Source organism: Amycolatopsis suaedae (genome assembly GCF_004214935.1).
GTDB classification, from domain to species: Bacteria; Actinomycetota; Actinomycetes; order Mycobacteriales; family Pseudonocardiaceae; genus Amycolatopsis; species Amycolatopsis suaedae.
Window position 1 is genome coordinate 334036 of the sequence record NZ_SFCC01000002.1, and the last position, 20400, is coordinate 354435.

At 69.4% G+C, this 20400-nt stretch carries 22 protein-coding genes; 6 read left to right on the forward strand and 16 right to left on the reverse strand.

The annotated features are described in order from the left end of the window. The first annotated feature begins 1 nt into the window (after position 1). Both EWH70_RS04800 and EWH70_RS04805 read left to right on the forward strand, forming a co-directional pair. A complete protein-coding gene (locus EWH70_RS04800; RefSeq protein WP_130473998.1) occupies positions 2 to 637 on the forward strand; it encodes a nucleoside/nucleotide kinase family protein in 636 nt (211 codons plus the stop codon). Continuing rightward, positions 634 to 1377: an SDR family oxidoreductase gene (locus EWH70_RS04805; protein ID WP_130473999.1), complete on the forward strand. Its 744-nt coding sequence runs from the start codon at positions 634 to 636 to the stop codon at positions 1375 to 1377. Before EWH70_RS04800 ends, EWH70_RS04805 begins: the two co-directional genes overlap by 4 nt. A gap of 10 nt (positions 1378 to 1387) precedes the next feature. Here the strand turns inward: EWH70_RS04805 and EWH70_RS04810 are convergent, their stop codons facing one another. The 9 genes from EWH70_RS04810 to EWH70_RS04850 all read right to left on the reverse strand — a co-directional run bounded on the left by EWH70_RS04810 (position 1388) and on the right by EWH70_RS04850 (position 9107). Further along, positions 1388 to 1972, reverse strand: a complete 585-nt coding sequence (locus EWH70_RS04810; RefSeq protein ID WP_130474000.1) for a hypothetical protein — start codon at positions 1970 to 1972, stop codon at positions 1388 to 1390. 23 nt (positions 1973 to 1995) lie between these two features. Next, positions 1996 to 2688, reverse strand: coding sequence for a hypothetical protein (locus EWH70_RS35760; protein ID WP_205669027.1), 693 nt, complete (start codon positions 2686 to 2688; stop codon positions 1996 to 1998). A gap of 6 nt (positions 2689 to 2694) precedes the next feature. Then, positions 2695 to 3900, reverse strand: coding sequence for a WXG100 family type VII secretion target (locus EWH70_RS04820; protein ID WP_130474001.1), 1206 nt, complete (start codon positions 3898 to 3900; stop codon positions 2695 to 2697). Between the two features lie 16 nt (positions 3901 to 3916). Continuing rightward, positions 3917 to 4204: a hypothetical protein gene (locus EWH70_RS04825; RefSeq protein ID WP_130474002.1), complete on the reverse strand. Its 288-nt coding sequence runs from the start codon at positions 4202 to 4204 to the stop codon at positions 3917 to 3919. Beyond that, positions 4201 to 4566, reverse strand: a complete 366-nt coding sequence (locus EWH70_RS04830; protein WP_130474003.1) for an SAV_915 family protein — start codon at positions 4564 to 4566, stop codon at positions 4201 to 4203. Before EWH70_RS04830 ends, EWH70_RS04825 begins: the two co-directional genes overlap by 4 nt. Before the next feature lie 94 nt (positions 4567 to 4660). After that, positions 4661 to 5350: a DedA family protein gene (locus EWH70_RS04835; protein ID WP_420809034.1), complete on the reverse strand. Its 690-nt coding sequence runs from the start codon at positions 5348 to 5350 to the stop codon at positions 4661 to 4663. 105 nt (positions 5351 to 5455) lie between these two features. After that, positions 5456 to 7948 (reverse strand): MFS transporter, encoded by a 2493-nt coding sequence (locus tag EWH70_RS04840; RefSeq protein ID WP_130474004.1) that lies wholly within the window; start codon positions 7946 to 7948, stop codon positions 5456 to 5458. Continuing rightward, complete coding sequence (locus tag EWH70_RS04845) at positions 7945 to 8433, reverse strand: MarR family winged helix-turn-helix transcriptional regulator (RefSeq protein ID WP_130474005.1); 489 nt, start codon at positions 8431 to 8433, stop codon at positions 7945 to 7947. Before EWH70_RS04845 ends, EWH70_RS04840 begins: the two co-directional genes overlap by 4 nt. Positions 8434 to 8576: 143 nt before the next feature. After that, the gene (locus EWH70_RS04850) at positions 8577 to 9107 is read right to left on the reverse strand and encodes a TetR/AcrR family transcriptional regulator (RefSeq protein WP_130474006.1); all 531 of its coding nucleotides are present in this window, start codon (positions 9105 to 9107) and stop codon (positions 8577 to 8579) included. A gap of 70 nt (positions 9108 to 9177) precedes the next feature. Here EWH70_RS04850 and EWH70_RS04855 point away from each other — a divergent pair, with 70 nt between their 5' ends. After that, positions 9178 to 10677, forward strand: coding sequence for an MFS transporter (locus EWH70_RS04855; RefSeq protein ID WP_130474007.1), 1500 nt, complete (start codon positions 9178 to 9180; stop codon positions 10675 to 10677). Here EWH70_RS04855 and EWH70_RS04860 read toward each other — a convergent pair. The 6 genes from EWH70_RS04860 to EWH70_RS04885 form a co-directional block, all read right to left on the reverse strand. Continuing rightward, positions 10642 to 13221 (reverse strand): CHAT domain-containing protein, encoded by a 2580-nt coding sequence (locus EWH70_RS04860; RefSeq protein ID WP_130474008.1) that lies wholly within the window; start codon positions 13219 to 13221, stop codon positions 10642 to 10644. The genes EWH70_RS04855 and EWH70_RS04860 overlap by 36 nt on opposite strands. A 48-nt stretch (positions 13222 to 13269) precedes the next feature. Further along, the gene (locus tag EWH70_RS04865; RefSeq protein WP_130474009.1) at positions 13270 to 13737 is read right to left on the reverse strand and encodes a carboxypeptidase regulatory-like domain-containing protein; all 468 of its coding nucleotides are present in this window, start codon (positions 13735 to 13737) and stop codon (positions 13270 to 13272) included. Positions 13738 to 13739: 2 nt separating this feature from the next. Continuing rightward, the gene (locus tag EWH70_RS04870) at positions 13740 to 14342 is read right to left on the reverse strand and encodes an RNA polymerase sigma factor (RefSeq protein ID WP_130474010.1); all 603 of its coding nucleotides are present in this window, start codon (positions 14340 to 14342) and stop codon (positions 13740 to 13742) included. Positions 14343 to 14451: 109 nt separating this feature from the next. Beyond that, positions 14452 to 14820 carry a protease inhibitor I42 family protein gene (locus EWH70_RS04875; protein ID WP_130474011.1) on the reverse strand — a complete coding sequence of 123 codons (369 nt, stop codon included), beginning with the start codon at positions 14818 to 14820 and terminating at the stop codon, positions 14452 to 14454. Positions 14821 to 14891: 71 nt separating this feature from the next. Next, entirely contained in the window at positions 14892 to 15404 is a 513-nt protein-coding gene (locus tag EWH70_RS04880) for a hypothetical protein (RefSeq protein ID WP_130474012.1), read from the reverse strand. 19 nt (positions 15405 to 15423) lie between these two features. After that, on the reverse strand, positions 15424 to 16575 hold the full coding sequence (locus EWH70_RS04885; protein WP_130474013.1) for a C1 family peptidase: 1152 nt from the start codon (positions 16573 to 16575) through the stop codon (positions 15424 to 15426). A gap of 113 nt (positions 16576 to 16688) precedes the next feature. On the opposite strand from EWH70_RS04885, the gene EWH70_RS04890 reads away from it, so the two are divergent. From EWH70_RS04890 to EWH70_RS04900, 3 genes are read left to right on the forward strand one after another with little or no spacing between them, the layout of a single operon-like run. Then, a complete protein-coding gene (locus tag EWH70_RS04890; RefSeq protein WP_130474014.1) occupies positions 16689 to 18074 on the forward strand; it encodes an FAD-binding oxidoreductase in 1386 nt (461 codons plus the stop codon). Continuing rightward, the gene (locus tag EWH70_RS04895) at positions 18071 to 18877 is read left to right on the forward strand and encodes an AraC family transcriptional regulator (RefSeq protein ID WP_130474015.1); all 807 of its coding nucleotides are present in this window, start codon (positions 18071 to 18073) and stop codon (positions 18875 to 18877) included. Before EWH70_RS04890 ends, EWH70_RS04895 begins: the two co-directional genes overlap by 4 nt. Positions 18878 to 18922: 45 nt before the next feature. Then, positions 18923 to 19288 (forward strand): VOC family protein, encoded by a 366-nt coding sequence (locus EWH70_RS04900; protein WP_130474016.1) that lies wholly within the window; start codon positions 18923 to 18925, stop codon positions 19286 to 19288. 398 nt (positions 19289 to 19686) lie between these two features. Here the strand turns inward: EWH70_RS04900 and EWH70_RS04905 are convergent, their stop codons facing one another. Next, complete coding sequence (locus EWH70_RS04905) at positions 19687 to 20397, reverse strand: DedA family protein (RefSeq protein ID WP_130474017.1); 711 nt, start codon at positions 20395 to 20397, stop codon at positions 19687 to 19689. Positions 20398 to 20400: the final 3 nt, after the last annotated feature.

Genomic DNA, 20400 nt, shown 5'->3' on the forward strand with positions numbered 1-20400 from the left:
GATGACCACCTTTGAGGACCTGCTGGCGAGGGCGCAGGCCCTTGCGGTGCCGGGGAAACGTTCGGTGCTGGGCATCATCGGCGCGCCCGCCGCCGGCAAGACGACGCTGGCCTGGAACATCGCCAAGGCGCTCGGCGACCGCGCGGCGGTCGTCGGGATGGACGGGTTCCACCTGGCGCAGGTCGAGCTGCGGCGGCTCGGCCGGACCGACCGCAAGGGTGCGCCGGACACCTTCGACGCCGCGGGTTACGTGCACCTGGTGCGCAGGCTCGCCGAGGGGACCGAGACGGTCTACGCGCCGGAGTTCCGCAGGGAGATCGAGGAGCCGATCGCCGGCGCCGTGCCGGTGCCGCCGGAAGTGCAGCTGGTCATCACCGAGGGGAACTACCTGCTGCTCGACACCGAGCCGTGGTCCGGCGTCCGGCCGCTGCTGACCGAGGCGTGGTTCCTGCGCCCCGACGAGCCGGAACGGCTGGAGCGGCTGGTCACCAGGCACCGGCACTACGGCCGTTCGCTGGCGGAGGCGCAGCAGCGGGCGCGTGGTTCGGACCAGCGAAACGCCGACCTGATCGCGACGACCGAGGCCCGCGCGGATCTTGTGGTCGAGGACATGTCGCTGGTGAACTTCCCGCTGTGAGCGGAGTGGTGATCGTGACCGGCGGCAGTCGCGGCGTCGGTGCCGAGGTGTGTGCGCTGGCGGCGGCCGACGGGTTCGACGTGGTGGTCAACTACGCCAGCGACGGCGAGGCCGCCGAGGCCGTCGCCGAGCGGGTGCGAGCGCAGGGCAGGCAGGCGCTGACCGTGCGGGCCGACGTGTCGTCGGAGGAGGACGTGACGGCCATGTTCGCCGCGGCTGCGTCCCTCGGCCCGCTGACCGGCCTGGTCAACAACGCGGGTGTCGTGGGCAGCGCGGCGCGGCTGGACGAGCACGACGCCGAGACCGTGCGCCGGGTCATGGACGTGAACGTGACGGGCGTGTTCCTGTGCCTGCGGGCGGCGGTGCGGCGGATGTCCAGCCGCTACGGCGGCGACGGCGGGTCGATCGTGAACATCACGTCGGTGGCCGCCCGCCTCGGTGCGCCGGGCGAGTGGGTGCACTACGCGGCGAGCAAGGCCGCGGTGGAGACGATGACGTTCGGGCTGGCCAAGGAGGTCGCGGCCGAGGGCGTGCGGGTCAACGCGGTGTCGCCCGGTCTGGTGGACACGGACTTCCACGCCACGGCCGGGGTACCGGACCGGGTCGCCCGCCTCGGTCCGTCGCTGCCGATGGGCCGCGCGGCGACGCCGGGCGAGGTCGCGGAGGCCGTCGTCTGGCTGCTCTCACCCCGCGCGTCCTACACCTCCGGGGCGATCCTCCCCGTGGCCGGCGCCCGCTGACGGCTTTAGCTCAGGTGGGAGGCCGGGGTTGTGGTTTGCGACGGGTACGGATCGCGCCAGGGAACTCTCGTTGAGCCCGTTTGTTCATGGCGGCGCCGTTGGCGAGTGAGTGTTCGATGCCTTTGCCGACCAGATCCCACAACTTCTGGTTTGAGGTGATCTTGGAGAAATCTTCCTCGACTTTTGCGCCATGTCGATCCTTCAGCTCCAGACTTGGTGTTCCGTAGGAGCCCATGCGATAGTTAACCTCGGTCAGCTCGTAGGTTCGGACAATCGTGCCTCGTATGTTGAGCCAGTCCGTGCCGGCGGACATTCTGTGCCCACGTGGGACGAGGAAGGCCAGCCCGGAAACCGCCACGACACCGACCCAGACTCCCCAGTTTCCTATCCAGCCAAAGCCGTGCGCGAGAATCGCGATGATTACGCACAGGACGAATGTCCCGCCTCCAAATCCCCACTGCCACCGGCGGTCGCCGTATTCCCACGCCAATGGCGGCCCAGCGCCCTGCGGTCCGGGAAGCACTCTCTTCCTGTGGTAGGGCTGTTGGGAGTCCGGCGTACTGGAACTCGTGACCGGCTCGTCGTCATCCGCCATATCCGCTCGTCCAGGTCTCAGTGCTACCCAAGTTCGGGGTTGGGGTTGCCGTCGTGATGGTTCTTGCGCCGATGGCGACCTCCGGGGGGCAAGGGTTGGTAGGTCCGCGGGATGCGGTCACCGATCGGGAATTCGCGTTGGGCGCGCTTGTTCATAGTGGCGCCGTTGGCAAGTGAATGCAGGATGCCGTTGTAGACCAGGTCCCACAGCTCCCGGTTGGACTCCATGAAGGTCATCTGCGCATCGGCTTCCCCGCCGTGCTTGTCCTTCAGTTGCAGGACGGGTGTGCCGTAGGGTCCGGTGTCGAAATTGACCTCGGTCAGTTCATAGGTCCGGACGATTCCGCCCCGTGTGTTGAGCCAGTCCGCCCCGGCGGAAATCTTGTGCCCGCGCAAAAGTAACGAGAACAGTCCACTTATTACTACAAGTCCCAGCCAGATGCTCCAATTGTCCAGCCAATCGAAGCCCTCCTTGAAAAAGGCGAGCGCGATCCCTAGAACGAGCATCGTAGCCGCTGCCCACAGCTGCAGTCGACGGTCGCCGTAGTCCCATTCCAGCGGCGGCCCGGCGTCGCTCGGACCGGGGAGCACCTTCTTGTCGTGGTAGGGCTGCTTCGGGCCGGGTTTCTTGGAGCTGCGTACGGGGGCCCTAGGAGGTCGGGGATCGCCGGTCATCCGGTCCGGCATGGGTGGTAGCGCGGCTTGTTCCTCGCTCAACGGTCCTCACCTGCCGTATGCGCCACCTGGCGGCCCGTATTTTTCCACCATCCCGGGTAGTTTGCCCATGGCTTCGGCGACATCGGGACCCCACTCCTCGACCGCGAACCCGACTCCGGTGGAGATGATAAACCCGGCGACAGCGCCTACCGGGCCGCCGAACGCGGAGCCGACGGCCGCGCCGCCGAGCCCACCTGCCAGCAGACCAGCGCCATTAGAAGCTACGCTCAAGGCTGGGTCCTTCCCGCTTTCGATGTCGATCCAGACGCTTACGCCGGTGAGGCCTGTACCGACGCCCGGGATGTGTTTCAGGACGGCGGTGGATCTCGCGAGGTAGGGCGCGTTCTTTGGGATGGCCTGGGAAAGCTTGTACGTGACTACCTTCTTAGCGGGGTCAGGAAGTTTGTCCAACCACTGGCCGACTCTGCTGGCCGCCGCCTTGTGCGCTTCGGCGTTGGCGCGGACCTGCGCGATCATCCCCGTCACCAGGCTCTGGGCGCGAGTGCTCGAGTCCAGCGCGACGTTCTTCGCGGCACCCAGCGCCTCGTCGGCCATGGCACCGAACTTGGCCGCGCTGGCCTTCCACGTCGACTGCTGTGCGATATAGCCGGCAGCCAGCCCGGTGAGGAGGTCGGCTCCGTTGATATGCCACTTCTCGGCGACGTTGCCCAGGTAGGCGAGCAGGACGTTCTGCGAGTCGGTCTCGATCTGCCGCGCCTCGATGACCACGGCGGACGCCTCGGCGTAGGCCTGTGCCTTCTTGACCCACTCCTGCCAGGCCGCCTCGGCCCGCGCACGTGAACCCGCGGCGGCCGGTGTCTCTGGCTCGTCGGTCGAGATGGGTTGCGGCTGCGGTGGCGGTGGGCCGGGTTCGAGAATCTCCCGATCGGTGACCACCAAGCCGGCCGCCCTGGCGATGTCCGCGGCCTGCCGCATGCGGGCACGGACCGTTTCGATGTCGTCGGTATGCAGGGCCAGAGCCACCGCCGTGCCTTGCCAGCCGTCGGAAAGCCCGTCGGCCTGTGGGCGCAGGTCTCCCATCGCGCTGTGGAAACCACTCGAACCGCTGCCGGTCCAGCCGTCGTAGGCCCGGGTGCTTGCACTCGAGGTCGCCTGCGAGCCACTGTCGGCCAGGACCGCGGCCGCCTTCATGCCCTCCGCGCAGGCACGCATACTCGCCGGATCGGCCTCCACATGGATATTCAGAGTCATGACGTGCCCCCGGACTTCACGAGGGCCTCGGGCCAGGCTTGGGCAGGGTGGATTCCGCTTCCTGCTCCGCCCGTTCGTAGGCGCCACGGCCGGTGGCCACCGCGTCGGCCGCGCCCTGCAGCTTTCCGGAGAACAGGTTCATCTGGGAAGCCAGGTGCGCCATCACACCCACGATGGCGCCGGTGACCGCTCCGGCGACCGGAGTCGGTGGTTCGGTGCCGCCGTTGATCTCCGCCGCCGCCCCGCGCAGGATTCCGGACACGTCATTCAGCGTGACCGGATCCGTCCGGTATCCCCCGCTCATCGCTCCTCCCCGTCGTACTCCCCGTACTGCCGGATCTCCGGCGCCAGTACCGGGTCCCACAGCACGGTGTCGGCTTCGGCCAGGTGCTGGAACTCGTGCACGGCCTGGCTGCGGAACGCCGTCCAGGGCTGGTCGTCACCACAGCCCCTGACCAGGTTCTCCAGCGAACTGAACACCAGAAGCGCCCGGCTGCCGTTGTCGAGTGTTCGCAGGACGAACGTGACCCCGTCATCCCGCATCGGGGCGGCGGTCGGGGTATGGAGCGTGTCCGGTAGATCGTCGGCCTCGATCATTTCGGGGCCCAGCACGGCGGGCGCTACCTCGACGGTACGGCCCTGGTCACGGATGTTGCCAGCTTCCATGATCCCTCCCTGCAACCGAGGGTAGTCAGCCGGAAGCTAGCTGATATCAGGTTCGCGCTATCTGCAAACATTTCACCCGAATAGCGCAAACCGGTCAGGAGGACTGCGTGGCCTCGGTGTCCTCGTCGATCGGGCGGCGCATCTCCTGGCGGTAGCGCCACACGCCGTAGGCGGTGCCGAGCACGAAGAACGCGATGCTGATCCACACCACGGCCGTCTTGACCCACGGAATCTGGTCCAGCAGCCCGGCGCCGTAGTAGCCGAGCAGCACCAGCGTCGGCACCCAGAGGATGCCGCCGGCCGTGGTGGCCAGCATGAACCGCTTCGGGTCCATCCGCACCGCGCCGGCGATGAGCGGCGCCAGCGTGCGGATCCACGGAATCCACCGCGCCGCCACGATGGCGAAGAACCCCTTGCGGTCCAGGAACGACCGGGCCCGGTCCAGGTTGCGGCGGTTGAGCACCCGCCCACCACGCCGGGCGATGAACTTCGTGCCCGTCCCGCGGCCGATGTAGTAGCCGACCTGGTTGCCGACGACCGCGACGATCAGCGCCGCACCGGACAGCAGCCAGGCGTTCAGCTCCTCGTGGTGCTGCGCGAGCACCACGCCCGCGGCGAACAGCAGGGAGTCGCCCGGTAGGAACAGGCCGAAGATCAGCGCGCACTCGATGAAGATGAAGCTGAGCACGATCACCCAGACGAGCACCGGGCCCGCGGTCTCCAGCCAGTCCAGGCCGAAGCCACCCCCGCCCTGTGCCTGCACCGCTGCCTGCGGAAACCCGATCAAGTCGACTCACCTACGTCCGTACCCCGGAATCCCCCGTACGCCCGCAGCCTACGTCGAGGCTGCGGGCGCCACCCAGCCGAACCGGGTAATTCGGGCAGTTGACTACCGACGGTGATCGCTGGTCAGCTCGTCGATGGTCTGGTCGTAGCCGAGCCGGACGTCGTGCACCGCGTCGCCGCCGGACAGGTCCAGCCGGCTGGTCGCCGGCGGATAACCGCTGGCCACCACGGTGTAGACGCCCTCGGGCAGGTCGCTGACGACGTACCGTCCGGTGTCGTCCGTGCGGGCCACCGCGGCGACCCTGCCCTGCTCGTCGAGGACCGTGATCCGGGCGTCGGGCACCACCCGGTCGCTCTCCGTGCGGGCCGTCCCGCTCAGCAGCACCGACCGGTCCAGCTCGACGTCCCGCTGGGCGCTGCCGCTGTCCGGCACGTCGACCGGCACCGCGACCGGGCGGAACCGCTCGGACCCGGCCACCAGCGTGTAGCTGCCTGCCTGCACCCCGGTGAACGCGTAGGCGCCGTCGCCGCCGGTGGTGCAGCTGTCGATCACCTCACCGCGGCTGTCGGTCAGCGTCACCGTCGCGCCGGGCAGCGGGCCCGCACCGGCGATGCGGACGGTGCCCGCCAGCTCGCCGGCCCCGGTGAGCGTCACGTCCAGCGTGGCCGGACCGCCTGCCACCACCACGCTCGACGCCTGCGGCTGGTGACCCGGCGCCGAGATGATCAGCACGTAGGTGCCCGCGCCCGGCGCGCCGACCTGGTAGCCGCCGTCGCCACCGGTGGTGGCGCGGCCGACCTGGTGACCGTTGCGGTCGATCAACGTCAGCGTCGCCGCCGGAACGGGTGAGCTGTCCTGCCGCCGCACGTGCCCGCCAACCGGAGTCAGACCGTCCATTTCGGACAGTGTAAGCACCGCGTTGGTGATCGGCTCGGTCTGATGCCCGTTCGTGTGAGCCTTGCCGTTCGAGCGCGGGTCGGCCTCGCCGCCCTCGTCGAGCAGTGCCTCGCCACCCTCCAGCGTGGCCGCGGCGGCACTCGGGCCACCGCCGGACAGCGGGATCTCCTTCATGAACATCAGCACGATCATGGCCACCACCGCGGCACCCGCGCCGAGGTAGAACACCGTGCTCAGCGACTCGGTGAAGCCGATGAAGAACGGCTTGGCCTGCTCGACCGGCAGCCGCTGGAGGAACGACGAATCCTCCATGATGTTGCCTGCCCCGGCGACCGCTCCCGGCGGAATGCCCGCGTCGGTGAACGCCTTGGCGATGTTGTCGCCCAGCGTGCTGAACAGGATCGAGAGGAACACCGCGACACCGGTGGTGCCACCGATCTGCCGGAAGAACGTCGCCGACGCCGTGGACACCCCCATGTCCCTGCGTGGACCCGCGTTCTGCACCGCGATCATCAGCGTCTGCATCGACAGACCGAGGCCGAAGCCGATGATGAACATGTACGTCAGCGGCTGCCACAACTCGGCGTCCCAGGCGATCCTGGCGAACAGCAGCGTGCCGACGGCCATCAGGCCGGTACCGATGATCGGGAAGATCTTGTACCGCCCGGTGCGGGAGGTGATCTGCCCGGAAATGATCGACGCGCTCATGATGCCGAGCATCAGCGGCAGGCTCAGCAGACCCGCCTCGGTCGGCGAGTAGCCCTGGACGATCTGCAGGTACTGCGGGACCAGCGTGATCGAACCGAACATCGCGATACCGACGATGAACCCGCCGAGGATGGCGACGCTGAACGTCGAGTTCCTGAACAGGCGCAGCGGCAGCAGCGCCTCGTCACCCATGACGTACTCGGCGAACAGGAACGCGATCAGGCCGACCGCACCGGTGGCGTAGCAGATCACGGCGTCGGTGGAGCCCCAGCCCCACTCGCGGCCCTGCTCGGCGACCAGCAGCAGCGGCACCAGGCCGAGCGTCAGGAAGCCGGCGCCGAACCAGTCGATGCGGTGGTCGTGCCGCTCGTGCGGGACGTTGAGCACCTTGGCGACGACGAACAGCGCGATGATGCCGATCGGGACGTTCACCAGGAACACCCAGCGCCAGCCCTCGAGCCCGGCGAACGAGTCCAGCCCGGCGAAGAAGCCGCCGAGGACCGGGCCGAGCACCGTCGAGATGCCGAACACCGCCAGGAAGTAACCCTGGTACTTCGCCCGCCGTCGCGGCGGGACGATGTCCCCGACGATCGTCATGGCCAGCGACATCAGACCGCCCGCACCGAGACCCTGCACCGCGCGGAACGCCGCGAGCTGGTACATCGAGTTGGCGAACGACGACGCGGCCGAACCGATCAGGAACAGCACGATGGCGACGATGTAGAACGGCTTGCGCCCGTAGATGTCGGACAGCTTGCCGTAGATCGGCGTCACGATCGTCGAGGTGATCAGGTACGCCGTGGTGATCCACGCCTGCATCGACAACCCGTGCAGGTCGTCGGCGATGGTGCGGATCGAGGTACCGACGATCGTCTGGTCCAGTGCGGCCAGGAACATCCCCGTCATCAGTCCGATGAGGATGGTCACGATCTGCCGGTGGGAGAGGCCGTCCGCCTCCGTTTCCTTGACTTCTGTTGCTGCGTGGGTCATGCGTTGTCCCCCTTTGCCCGGGCGGTGGCTGCGCCGAGCTGTGGATTCAAGTGCTCGATGCCGTCGTTGAGGCGTCCGAGCAGGGTGTTCAGGGTCTTGCGGTCGGCGTCGTCCCAGTCCCCGATCATCTGGGCGAGCCACCGGTTTCGTTGCTTCCGGTTCTCCTCGAAGATCCGGTACCCCTCCTGGGTCGGCTGGAGCAGGCAGGCCCGTCCGTCGCCAGGGTCAGCCGTTCGCTCCACCAGGCCGTGCGACACGAGTGCGCTGATCTGCCTGCTGATCGTCGAGATCTCCAGGTGCATGGTCTCGGCGAGCTGGCTGGTGCGCTGCGGGCCGTCGTGCACCAGGTTGAACAGCAGGGCGTACGCGGCGTGCTCGATGCCGTCGGTGCTCTGCTTCGCCACCTGGCTCTTGACCTTGTGCATGAGGCGCATGAACCGGACCATCTGGCGGCCCAGTTCCTCGACGTCGTCGGAAGGAGTCATCGGAGTCTTCTTAGTTGGTAGATGCAACTAGTTGTTCTCCACAAGCATGCTCCTGAGGGCATGCGGATGACAAATCCATTTCCGGTGATCTACGTCATGCCTCGTTGACGAGGTGGGGAAAAGTCCGATATTGGCGCTTTGTGTCAGCCCTTCAGGCGACGCAGCACCTCGTCGAAGTCCAGGTCCGCGGCGGGCTCGGTGCGACCGTCGTCGATGGCGGCCCGCAGGTACAGGCCGTCGCCGACCAGTGTGATCAACTCGGCCGTCAGTGGGTCGGTGACGGACTCCGCGATCAGGGCGTGCCAGTCCTCGGTGCACTCGCGCAGGGTGGCCGAGACCTTGGGCTCGATCGACGACATGCGGATGACCGCGAGCAGGGTGCGGAATGCGGGGTTGTCCGGTTTCGCGTCGGAGATCGACGTCCGCAGGTAGTACCGCACCGGCCCGTCCGGCGCCTTCCTGGCGAGTTCGACGTCCTCGGCGTGCAGCGTGCGTACGCGCTCCAGCAGCCCGTCGAGCAGGGCGTCCTTGGAGCCGAAGTGGTACAGCAGGCCGCCCTTCGACACCTCGGCTCTCGCCGCGACCGCCTCCAGCGTCACGGCGACTGGGCCGTGTTCGATCAGGATCTCCCGGTACGCGTCGAGGATCTGCTCGCGAGCTGAAGGGCGGGGCATGCCTTGACTGTACCGTCTGGACGGTTTACATTCAAACTGTACCGTCCAGACTGTTGAGAAAGGGACACCCATGCCTCGGGCAAGCCGTCGTGACTGGGTCGCGCTCGGCGTACTCGTCCTCCCCGTGCTGCTGATCAGCGTCGACATGACCGTCCTCGGGTTCGCGCTGCCGTACCTCAGCGAGGACCTCGCGCCCACCGGCGCGCAGCAGCTGTGGATCGTCGACATCTACTCGTTCGTACTCGCCGGCCTGCTCGTGCTGATGGGCTCGCTCGGAGACCGCATCGGCAGGCGCAAGCTGCTGCTGGCCGGCGCGTTCGCGTTCGGTGCGGCGTCCGTCCTCGCGGCGTTCGCCGACAGCGCCGAACTGCTGATCGTCGCCCGCGCGCTGCTCGGACTGGGTGGCGCGACGCTGATGCCGTCGACGCTGTCCCTGCTGCGATCCATCTTCACCGACGCGGACCAGCGGCGCGTCGCCATCGGCGTGTGGAGCGCGGGCTTCTCCGGCGGTATGGCACTCGGCCCGGTCATCGGCGGCTGGCTGCTCGAGCACTTCCACTGGGGCTCGGTGTTCCTGATCAACGTCCCGGTGATGGTGCTGCTGCTCGTGCTCGGCCCGATACTGCTGCCCGAGGCAGCCGACCCGAACCCCGGCCGCTTCGACCCGCTGTCGGCCGTCCTGTCGCTGGCGACCACGCTTCCGGTCGTCTACGGCATCAAGACCATGGCCAAGGAGGGCATCGAACCCACCGGCGTCGCCGCGGTGCTGGCTGGCCTCGCGTTCGGCGCCTGGTTCGTCCGCAGGCAGACCGTGCTGGCCGATCCGATGATCGACCTCTCGCTGTTCCGGCGGCGTGCGTTCGGCGCCTCGGTGCTGACCAACCTGCTGTCGGTGCTGGCGTTCACCGGCCTGATGTTGCTGACCCCGCAGTACCTGCAGCTCGTGCTCGGCCTGCGGCCGTTCGAGGCGGCGCTGTGGATGCTGCCGGCGACCGCGGCGGGTGTCCTCGGCGCGGTGGCCGCGGCCCAGGCGCCGAGGTGGTTCGCGCCGCCGAAGGTGATCTGCACGGGTCTGCTGCTGGCCGCCGCCGGGCTGCTGGCGTTGCTCGGCACCGGTGTCGTGGGCGGACTTCCGGTCCTGGTCGCCTCGTTCGTCCTGATGGGCGCCGGGGTGTCGCTGGCCGACACGCTGACCAACGACCTGATCATCTCGACCGCGCCGCCGGAGCGCGCGGGGGCCGCGTCGGCCATTTCGGAGACGGCGTTCGAACTGGGCGGCGCCATGGGCGTCGCGGTGATCGGCACCGTGGCCGGCACGGTGTACAGCGCGGGACTTCCCGAGCAGGCCGACCCGGTCGCGCGGGAAACGCTCGGCGGCGCCGTGGCCGTCGCGCAGACCCTACCCGCGGAGCAGGGCGCGGCACTGCTGGACGCCGCGAGGACCGCGTTCGTCGACGGCATGCACATCGCCGCGGCGGTGGGTGCCGCGCTGCTGGTCTACGCCGGTACGCAGGCGGCGATCCTCCTGCGGAACTCAGCCCGCGCCAAGGCAGAGGAACGGGCGGCGTAACGGGTCGGCCGCGGTGGCCTCGGCAAGGGCCACCGCGGGCGCCGTGCCCGCCGCCAGCCTGCGGTGCAGGTCGGTCATCGCCTCGGCCGCCGCCTGGTCGCCGACCCTGGCGATCGCACCGATGACCGACCGTGACCCGCGGGCCAGCAACGTCCCGGCGAAGCCCAGTGCCTCCTCGCCGGGACGGATGTGGCTCATCGCCAGCGAGCAGGCCGCCAGCACGACCCGTTCCGGCGGGTGTCCCAGCCGCGTGGTCTCGTGGGCGAACAGCGGGCCGTCCACCAGTTCCAGCCGGGAGAACAGGGCGTTGGCGGGCTCGTGAGCCCCGTGTGCCACCAGATGTGCCAGCCCCGCACCGTCCACAGCGGACAGTACGGCCGCGCTCGTCGCCTTCGGGCCGTCGACCAGCTCGGCGCCCGGGTACACCGACCGCAGGTGTGAGACCTCACCGAGCGACCCGGGCACCCCGGGCCCGCCGACCAGGACGACCGGCCCGCTGCCGACCGCACCGGGACGTCCCGACGCGCTCACCCACGCCGTTCCCGACGGTGCCACCGAAATCGGGCGGCCACGCAGCGACGGCAGCGCCGCCCACGGCAACGCGTACAGCGAGCCGAGCGGGACGATCACCAGCTCCCGGTCGCCGATCTCGGCGGCGAGCGGTGCGATCAGCAGCCGGTCCAGCCGCTGCGCCCGGGTCCGCGCCGACGCCGACACCGCGTCCGCCAGCGGAGCGGGCAGGTGATCCGGTGCCAGCGCGTCCAGGTCGGCGTGCAGCTGCTTGGCGGTTTCCATGACCTCCGCCAGGGCACCCAGCCGGTGCAGGGTGAACCGCCCGTCGGTGACGACGACCGCCGCGAGCTTGTCGCCGTGTGCCGCCAGGCTGACCAGTGCGCGGCCGTTCAGTTCCGCGGCCACCTCGTCCGGCCCGGAAACCGGGCGCGGCCTTCCCCACGGGCTGGTGTACCAGCCCAGCCTGCTGGCCTCGCGCTGCAGCCAGGCGTAGCGCGACTCCAGCCCGCCGACCGGCTTGCCCTCCAGCCTGCGTTGCTGCGCCGTGCGCTGGACGTGCCGCATCTCGGCGATGTGCCGCGCCAGCACGGGATCCTCGATCGCCGGCAGTGGCTCGTAGCGGTAGACCTGCGCGCGGGTGCGTTCCTGCCAGGCCAGCACGCGCCGGGCACCGGCCTGCCCGCGGGCGCCGTCGAGCACCAGCCGGACGGCCAGGCTGCCCAGCGCCCTGCCGTGCACCGCCGTGCCGCACACCAGGTCCAGCCCGCCCATCTTGTCCCTCGCCCAGCCGAGTTCGCTGAGCCCGGCGCGGGCCTGCGCGAGTGCCGCGCGGGTCCGCCCGGTCGCGACGGCGAGTTCGGCGCGGCACAGGTGCAGCAGCATCCGGTGGTCGATCGGCGTGGTCCGGCGTGGCCGGGGAACCTCGGCCAGCAGCTCGGCCGCCGCCTGGTGGGCGCCCCGCCGCAGGTACAGCCGCACCGCCAGCAGCCGGGCGACCGCGGCCTCGTCCCGCAAGCCGAGGTCGCTCAGCCGGTCGCCGAGGTGCCGCAGGCCGGCGGGCAGGTGCGAGCCGCGCCGCGGCCGGGTCTCGTCGAGGGCGTCCGCGCGCATCCGGGTCAGCGCCGCGATCTCGGCCCAGCGGGTGTTGCCGCGCCGGAGGAACCGGCGGCGGGCGTTGTCGGCCAGCCGCCGGGCCAGCGCGAAGTCCTCTTCCAGGATCGCCGCACCGGACCTGGCGACCTCGGCTTCGGCCCGTTCCTGGACGACGCCGTTGCGCCGTAACTCGGGCAGTGCCTCGTCGAGCAGCTTCGCGGCCTCCTCGCCGAGCCCCGCGGTCAGCAGCGCCTTGGCCTGGTCGATGCGGACCAGCGGCAGCGAGCCGGGGCCGGCGGACTCGAAGATCCGTGCGGCCTCCTCGTAGTGGTGCAGGGCGCCGGGAACGTCGCCGACCAGCTGGGCGCGGTCGCCCAGGTTGTGCCGGACCTTCGCCTCCAGCCGGGCGTGACCATGTTCGATCGTCAGCTCAAGACTGCGTTTGAGATCGAAGAGAGCTGCCTCCGGATTGCTCATCTGCAGGTGAACGTAGGCCCGGTTCATCAGGTTGAGTGGAACCGCTACGCCGTGTGCCTTGTTGGACAACCGGGGCAGGTTGCTGTCGAACAGCCGGAGGGCTTCGTCGAACCGGCCACCGGTTCGGAACAGCATGATGGCACGCTGGAGATTGACGATCGGCTCGAGCGTGCGTCGGGTTTCCGCGACGCTGATCCGGCTCACCGAGGACTCGGCCTCGTGTAGTCGGCCCAGGCCGGCGGCCAGCGAGGTCGTCTCGGTCTCCGCGGAGGCCAGGCTGATCAGGATCCGGGAGCGCAGCTCCAATGAGCGGTCGTCGACCTGGTCGACGGAATCCAGCCGTTTCAGCGCACGTTGGAAGAGCCGGGCAGCTTCAGCCGGGCCGTGATTCGCCGCGGCGGCACGGGCTCGCTGGTCGAGTCCGGCGGCGGCGTCGACGGCGCGGCTGAAGGGGTCGGGCACACGCCCAATAGGAGCACACCCAGGGGCCCTCCGGTCAACCGCATGTGCTCAGAGAACGACCGTCGGTGTGACGATCGTCCGCCGGGCATCGTCCGATCCAATGTGGACAACGATCTGCGTGGTCCCCGCCGGGACGTCCTCCAGCACGAACCGGCCGCCGTCGTCGGCCGTGGTCCCCACCGAGCCGTGGTCGGCGACCCTGACCTCCACCCGATGTGGTCCGGCCGGTACCAGCCAGCCGTCGATCCGGTGCTGTCTGCCGATCTTCGTCAGGTTGACCATCACGGTCAGGTCGCTGACGGTGAAGGTGATGGTGCCCTGATCCACGGTGCTGCGCACCCCGGTCAGGGCGTCGGCCCGCTCCCACCGCGCCACCTCCACATCGAGGTCGTCCAGCGCCAGTGCGAACTGCACCCGGTCCACCAGGCCGGGTGGTGGTGCGTCGATCCGGTCCATATAGCGTCCGACGCCGGCCAGCAGGGCGGCGTCGTCGAGGAACCCCGAGTTGTCGGTCATTGTCAGCTGCCCCCTTCAGCGGCAAGCAAGTCGCGCAAGGTGTTCAGGCAGCGTCCCCTGGTGGGACCGATGCTCCCGCGGGGCATCCGCAGGGCCTCGGCCACCAGTTGGTACTCGGCCCTCCCGGCGAGCACGGTAAGTCGGATCAGCTCCTGGCACTTGTCCGTGAGCTGTGCGAAAGCGGTCCAGATCCGGCGGTCCCGGTCCGCTTTCACGGCGGCGGCCTCGGGCGTCGGCAGGCTGCTCGGCACCGTCTCGGCAAGCTCGTCGCTGAGCGGCAGCGGCTGCGTCCTGCGCCCGTGTGGACGGGCGGCTTCGCGCCGCGTGGTGGTGATCAGCCAGCCCGCCAGCGCGCGTGGTTCGCGCAACTGGTCGAGGTGCCGGAACAACGACAGCCAGACCGTCTGCACGACGTCCTCGGCCGTGTGCTGGTCCAGCCGGTAGCTGCGGGCGACGTGCCACACCAGCGGCAACAGCTCGGCGACCAGCCGGTTGAGCGCCCTGCGGTCACCGGCCTGGGCCGCTCGCAGGCAGGCGGCGTGCAGCTCGGCACCCTCCAAGCCCTCCCAGGCGGGGACCTTGGTCGTCGTTCGGGCGTCGGTCACCGTGTTGACCCCCCATCGGGTGGCTCGATCTCCTCAAGTCGGCGCAGGAAGTATCTCCGGCTTGGCAGCCTGTGCGAACCGCATGGTCTGTGCTGGGGACATATGTCACTTACTTGGCGTAGTCGCGGACGGTGGTCAACACGAAGCTGAGTGACCGGCGCGGCTCGCCCTCCCACGGCCGCGCCAGGTCGGCTTCGAGGAGATGCCGGCCGGCGCCCGTGATCTCGAGCGCCAGCCGGCGTACTCCACCCATTCCAGGAGGCCCCGCCCCCGAAGCCTCCCGACCCCCTTGCGGGTGGTCCTCCTCGGCAGAGAAGGGAGCGATGTGCTCGTCAGCGACCAGCCGGACCCCCTCTGGCAACCGCCAGCGCCACCGGTACCCGGTCGTCGGCGTCTCCGGGAGCCGCAGCTCCACGGTGTCCCCGACACGCAGTTCCGTCGCCGCCCCTGCGTCGGACTGCGCTAGCTGAACGAACACGTCGTCCCTCCTCTGCCTGGCGGCGGATTCCGGCGGCCCCCTCGGCTGCCGGACTCCGCCCTACCCAGGGCTCAGACGACCAGCTGGTCGATCTGCCCCTGAGAGTCCTCGTGGTAATCCACCGGGAGCCGGTGGTTCTTGGCGATGGCCGCGAGCATCGTCAGATGGCTGTGCCCCGAGTCGGAGGCCGGCGACAGCCGCTTCCAGCCGGCGCCCTGCACGTACACCCACACGCCGGGAGCGGCGTTGTACGAGTACAGGTGTGTGATCGCCCGGTTACGAACCCAGCCGTCCGGGTTCTGCGGGACCGGAGCGACCTGGACCGGCGGGCTGTTCGGCTCCCAGTTGCCGGTGGGAATTGGCGCCGGACCCGGTGCGGGCGGGCTGTTGGGCTCCCAGTTGCCCATCGGGGCCAGGGCTGGGCGACCTCCGGTGCCATTGGGCTCCCAGTTGCCTGTCGGCCCCACTGGCCGGCCGCCGTTGGGCTCCCAGTTGCCGTCCGGGTCCGGCGGGGTCGGCGGCGGAGTCGTCGGGTCCTCCACCGTCTCGACGGCTTCCTCGCGCTTCGTGTTCTCCACGGTCATGCTCTTCTCCCCTCGCAGGTCATCCAGCGACCTGGATCATGCTGAGCTCGCCGTTGTCGATGAACGCGGCGACCGGCTGGCCGTGGGCCCGCGCGTAGGTCAGCAGGGCAAGCTTGTTGGTCGTGCTGAGTGGGCCGCCGGACAAACGTGTCCACCCCAGGTTTTCCAGGTAGGCCCAGCCGTTGGCGTCGTGTGCGGAGGCGAACAGTCGCAGCGCCCGCTGCGCGGGCAGCCACGCCCGGAGGTTGACGCCCGTACAGCCGAGGGTCGTCGGCCGCGGGTCGGGGTAGTCCTCGATGTACGCCTCGCCGTACCCGATCCGGAAGAAGCCCTGCTCCCCCCAGTCGTCCCCCCAGGAGTTCTTGGCGATCCAGCATCGGGCGAAGTCGTCCCAGCCGACCAGCGCGACGCAGTGGCCGCCGCTGGATTCCTCGGTGGTCCGCCGGTAGACGCCGCCCGTGTAGTGGAACAGGTCGTTGTAGACCACCAGGCAGGTGGTCACCGGGCCGTAGCCGTAGATGTGGTGCTTGATCGCGGCCGGGTTCCCGGTCAGGTTGACGATGTCCTCGACCTTCGCCAGCCGGTTGGGCCAGTCCGGGTTGAGGGTGCCGGAGCCGTCCTCTGTGTACGGGTAGTAGTCCTCGAAGGTGACCCCGGTGGACATGCTGTCGTCGAACAGCTCGTCCGGCCACGAACCGGTCTGGTTCGTGTACCCGCGAGCCGCGCCGTGTCCGAAGAACAGGTGCGCCTCGGACAGGTCCAGGCTCATTCCTGGGACGCCCCGCGTGTAGGCCGCGGTTCCCTCCATCGCGGCCACGGTGCCGAAGGCACTGCACGAGCCGGACTCGCCCTGGTCGCGGGCGGGCGAGACGAAGCTGCGGCCACGCACGTCGCGCAGGTCGAACCGGACCGGCAGGCTGCCGGTCGGCGCCCGCTGCGCGATGACCTGCTCGCCTGCCGCCCGCAGTGCCCTGGCGGACATCTCGCGGGCTTGCTCGGCGCGCTTGGCCACCTCGGACGCGGTCGGGGAGGGCACGCCCAGCCGGAGGACACGCGACTCCTGGTTCATCACGCTCAGCCGGGTCTGGCCGGCGTGCCAGGGGTCACCCATTGCGCTCAGTGAGTCACGGACCGCCGCGATCTCGGCCACACACGGGTGCTCCTCGGTCATGCTCGCCTCCCTCCGCGAACTCGTTGTTGCCCCATATGACGCAGCGAGAGGCTCCGTGGATACACCTTGAGTGAAACTTTTTTGACGAGTTTCCGGACGGTTACCGTTGGGGAATGAACGACAGCGTGGTCGCCCGACTCGTGCAGGAGCTCGGCAAGGACGCCGTGCTCACCGATCCCGACGTCACAGCCGCCTACTCGCGCGACATGATGCCGCTCGCGCCGTACGGCAGTCCGGTGGCGGTGGTGCTGCCCACCGACGTCGCCGGAGTGCAGGCCACCGTCCGCGCGTGTGCCGACGCGGGCGTCCCGATCGTTCCGAGAGGTGCGGGCAGCGGCCTGTCCGGCGCGGCCAACGCGGTCGACGGCTGTGTGGTGCTGGTACTCACCAAACTGGACCGGATTGTCGAGATCGACGCGGGCAACCGGATCGCCGTCGTCCAGCCGGGCGTGGTGAACCTGGACTTCCGTAACGCCGTGGAGAAGGACGGCCTGTTCTATCCACCGGACCCGTCGAGCTACGACTGGTGCACGATCGGCGGCAACCTGTCCACCAACGCGGGCGGGCTGTGCTGCGTCAAGTACGGCGTCACCACGGATTCGGTGCTGGGACTGGAAGTCGTGCTGGCCGATGGCTCGGTCCTGCGGACCGGTCGGCGCACGGTGAAGGGGGTGGCCGGGTACGACCTGGCGAAGCTGTTTGTCGGCAGCGAGGGCACGCTCGGCGTGATCACCGAGGCCACGGTGGCGCTCAAGCCGTTGCCGCAGGCGCCCGCGACGCTGGTGGCGGGATTCCCCGCCACCGCCGCGGCCGGCGACGCCGTCGCCAGGGTCGTGCGGGAGGGCCTGGTGCCGTCGCTGCTGGAGATCATGGACTCGACGTCGATCAAGGCGGCGGAAAACCACCTGAAGACCGACCTCGGCACGGGCTCGAACTGTCAGGCGCTGCTGCTGGCGCAGTCCGACACCGGCGGCGAGGCGGCCCGCCGCGAACTGGCCGTGCTGGAGCAGATCTGCACCGACTCCGGCGCCGACATGGTCTACGCCACCGACGACCTTGCCGAGGGCCGGATGCTGCTGCAGGCACGGCGGGTCGTGCTGACCGCGCTGGAGCACTACGGCGTGTGGCTCACCGACGACGTGTGTGTGCCCCGGACGCGGATCGCCGAGCTGATCTCGGGCTGCCAGCAGATCGGTGAGGACGTCGGGCTGCGCATCGCGGTCGTCGGGCACGCCGGCGACGGCAACATGCATCCGACGATCGTCTACTCGCCCGACTCGGAGGACGAGTTCGCCAGGGCGCGGGTGGCGTTCGACCGGATCCTGGAGGTCGGGCTGTCGCTCGGCGGCACGGTCACCGGCGAGCACGGCGTCGGCAAGATCAAGCGGGAGTGGCTGGAACGCGAGATCGGCCCGGTCGGCATGCGGGTGCACCGGGAGATCAAGCGGGCGCTCGACCCCGGCAACCTGTTCAACCCCGGTTCGATGTTCTCGCTGTGAGACTCGTCCGCACCGAGGGGCCTTGGGGCAGCTGGGAAATCGCCTACGGCGAGCCGCACTCGTCGCTGCGGCCCCACGTGGCGCGCTACGTCGGGTACGTGGAGCGGTCCGGCCCGGGGCGGCGGCACGAGGTGCCGGGGACGGTGTTCCCGCTCATCGTGAACCTGGGCGAGCCGCTCCGGATGATGGCCGGGGTGTTCCCCGACGGGTTCGTCGCCGGCCTGTACGACACTCCGGCACTCGTCGACTCGGGCGGCGAGCAGACCGGGATCCAGGTGAACCTGGGTCCGCTGGGCGCGCAGCTGCTGCTGGGGTTCCCGCCGGGTGAACTGGCACGTACGGCGGTGGGCTGGCCGGACCTGTTCGGCGGCGACGTCGTCGACCGGATGCGGGACACGGCGTCCTGGGCCGAGCGGTTCACGCTGCTGGACGACTTCCTGCGGCGCCGCTTCGCGCGGGCGCCTGCCGTGCCGCCGGGTCTGGCCTACGCCTGGCGGCGGCTCGCCGGAACCGGTGGCGTGCTGGGTGTCGGCACGCTGGCGGCCGAGGTCGGCTGCAGCAGGCAGCACCTGAACCGGCGGTTCGGCCGGTATCTCGGACTGCCGCCGAAGACCGTCGGCAAGATCCTGCGGTTCCAGCGGGTGCTCGGTGAGCTGGGCGGGTCGGCGAGCCTGGCCGAGCTGGCCGTCGCCAACGGCTACGCCGACCAGGCGCACCTGACCAGGGACTTCCGCACGCTGGCCGGTGTCACGCCCGCCGAGTACCGCAGGCAGCGGCAGACCGATCTGTCCATCGAGTGGTGACATTCGTTCAAGCCGTGGCGCCGCGCCGGGCCTACCTTGATCGGCATGACCGTTCCGAGCCTGAACCCGTTCCTGATCTGTGCCGACGTCGAGGCCAGCCTCGATTTCGTGGTGTCGGCGTTCGGCCTGCGCCGTGGCGAGATCGACGGTGGCCACGGCACCGCGTACCTCGGCGACTTCGTGGTCTACCTGGCCCCCGCTCAGGAAGGGCTGGTGCCCGCGCGGACGTTGCCTGCCAGCCATTCGCTGCTGCTGGCCTACGTCGAGGACGTCGACGCGGTCTTCGCCCGCGCCCGGCAGGCCGGCGCCGAGGTCGCCTACGAGCCCACCGACATGCCCTACGGGCAGCGCGAGTGCGGCCTGCGTGACCTGGACGGCAACCTCTGGAGCTTCGCCACCCCGACCCGCTGACCCGCTGCCGAACGCTCCCAATGTGGCATTGGGGTACTTGAAGTTCCCCAATGCCACATTGCGGAACTTTGCTGGGTCTCTTTCGTGGTGGCGGTTGGGTCTGCTGGGTCGGATGTGACTGGTGAGGCTGCGACCGCGGGATGTCCCTGGCAAGCACGCCGTGAAGGGGGCCCTCACGGCATCAGACGCCGTGAAGGCCCCCTTCACGGCAAAGTCCAGGGTGCGGCGGGGCCAGGTGGGTGGTTCCGAGCGCGGAACTCGCGGTCCGGAATGCAGAACTCGCGTGCGCGAGCGCAGAACTCATTATGTGGACCGGGTTCTCACGTGGTGCCGGTCGCCCGCGTGGACGGCCCGTTCGCGCGAGTCCTCCGTTCCCGACCCGCGAGTTGCACGTTCGGTCAGCCGTCGACGCGGGGGATGCGCTGGGTGACCTCGGCCGGGTCCTCCACCGGGCCCTCGGCCGCGGCGCGCTTCTTCTCCCTGCGCGACTTCAGGTACTCGAACACGATGGGCAGCACCGAGACCAGCACGATCAGGATGAAGATCGCGTCGACGTTGTTCTTGATGAACGGGATGTTGCCCAGCAGCGAGCCGAGAACGATCAGCCCGGCGGCCCACAGGATGCCGCCCAGGACCGTGTAGGTGAAGTACTTCTTCGGCGACATCTTGCCCGCGCCGGCGATCCAGGTGATGAACGTCCGCACGAACGGTACGAACCGGGCCAGCACGACCGCCTTCGGCCCGTGCTTCTCCAGGAACGCGTGGGTGTTCTCGACGTATTCGGGCTTGAAGAACTTCGAGTCCGGCTTGAACAGCTTCGGCCCGACCTTCCAGCCGATGCCGTAGCCGAGGACGTTGCCGATGATCGCGGCGAGCGTCGCCAGCACGCAGACCAGCCACAGCGGCGCGTCGATCTGACCGCCCGCGATGAACAGCCCCGCCGTGAACAGCAGCGAGTCGCCGGGCAGGACAGGGAAGATGCTGCTCTCCGCGAACAGGATCAGGCACAGGATGGCGACGACCGTCGGCGTCAACCCGGACAGCAGGACTTCCGGGTTGAGCCAGTCGGGCATCAGGCTCATCTTTTCCGTGGTCTGCGCGAGAATCACGCG

Coding starts and splice junctions, on each gene's coding strand:
- EWH70_RS04800 (WP_130473998.1), top strand. CDS start 2: ATGACCACCTTTGAGGACCTGCTGGCGAGGGCGCAGGCCCTTGCGGTG.
- EWH70_RS04810 (WP_130474000.1), bottom strand. CDS start 1,972: ATGGCGGATGACGACGAGCCGGTCACGAGTTCCAGTACGCCGGACTCC.
- EWH70_RS04820 (WP_130474001.1), bottom strand. CDS start 3,900: ATGACTCTGAATATCCATGTGGAGGCCGATCCGGCGAGTATGCGTGCC.
- EWH70_RS04825 (WP_130474002.1), bottom strand. CDS start 4,204: ATGAGCGGGGGATACCGGACGGATCCGGTCACGCTGAATGACGTGTCC.
- EWH70_RS04830 (WP_130474003.1), bottom strand. CDS start 4,566: ATGGAAGCTGGCAACATCCGTGACCAGGGCCGTACCGTCGAGGTAGCG.
- EWH70_RS04840 (WP_130474004.1), bottom strand. CDS start 7,948: ATGACCCACGCAGCAACAGAAGTCAAGGAAACGGAGGCGGACGGCCTC.
- EWH70_RS04845 (WP_130474005.1), bottom strand. CDS start 8,433: ATGACTCCTTCCGACGACGTCGAGGAACTGGGCCGCCAGATGGTCCGG.
- EWH70_RS04850 (WP_130474006.1), bottom strand. CDS start 9,107: ATGCCCCGCCCTTCAGCTCGCGAGCAGATCCTCGACGCGTACCGGGAG.
- EWH70_RS04855 (WP_130474007.1), top strand. CDS start 9,178: ATGCCTCGGGCAAGCCGTCGTGACTGGGTCGCGCTCGGCGTACTCGTC.
- EWH70_RS04865 (WP_130474009.1), bottom strand. CDS start 13,737: ATGACCGACAACTCGGGGTTCCTCGACGACGCCGCCCTGCTGGCCGGC.
- EWH70_RS04880 (WP_130474012.1), bottom strand. CDS start 15,404: ATGACCGTGGAGAACACGAAGCGCGAGGAAGCCGTCGAGACGGTGGAG.
- EWH70_RS04885 (WP_130474013.1), bottom strand. CDS start 16,575: ATGACCGAGGAGCACCCGTGTGTGGCCGAGATCGCGGCGGTCCGTGAC.
- EWH70_RS04890 (WP_130474014.1), top strand. CDS start 16,689: ATGAACGACAGCGTGGTCGCCCGACTCGTGCAGGAGCTCGGCAAGGAC.
- EWH70_RS04900 (WP_130474016.1), top strand. CDS start 18,923: ATGACCGTTCCGAGCCTGAACCCGTTCCTGATCTGTGCCGACGTCGAG.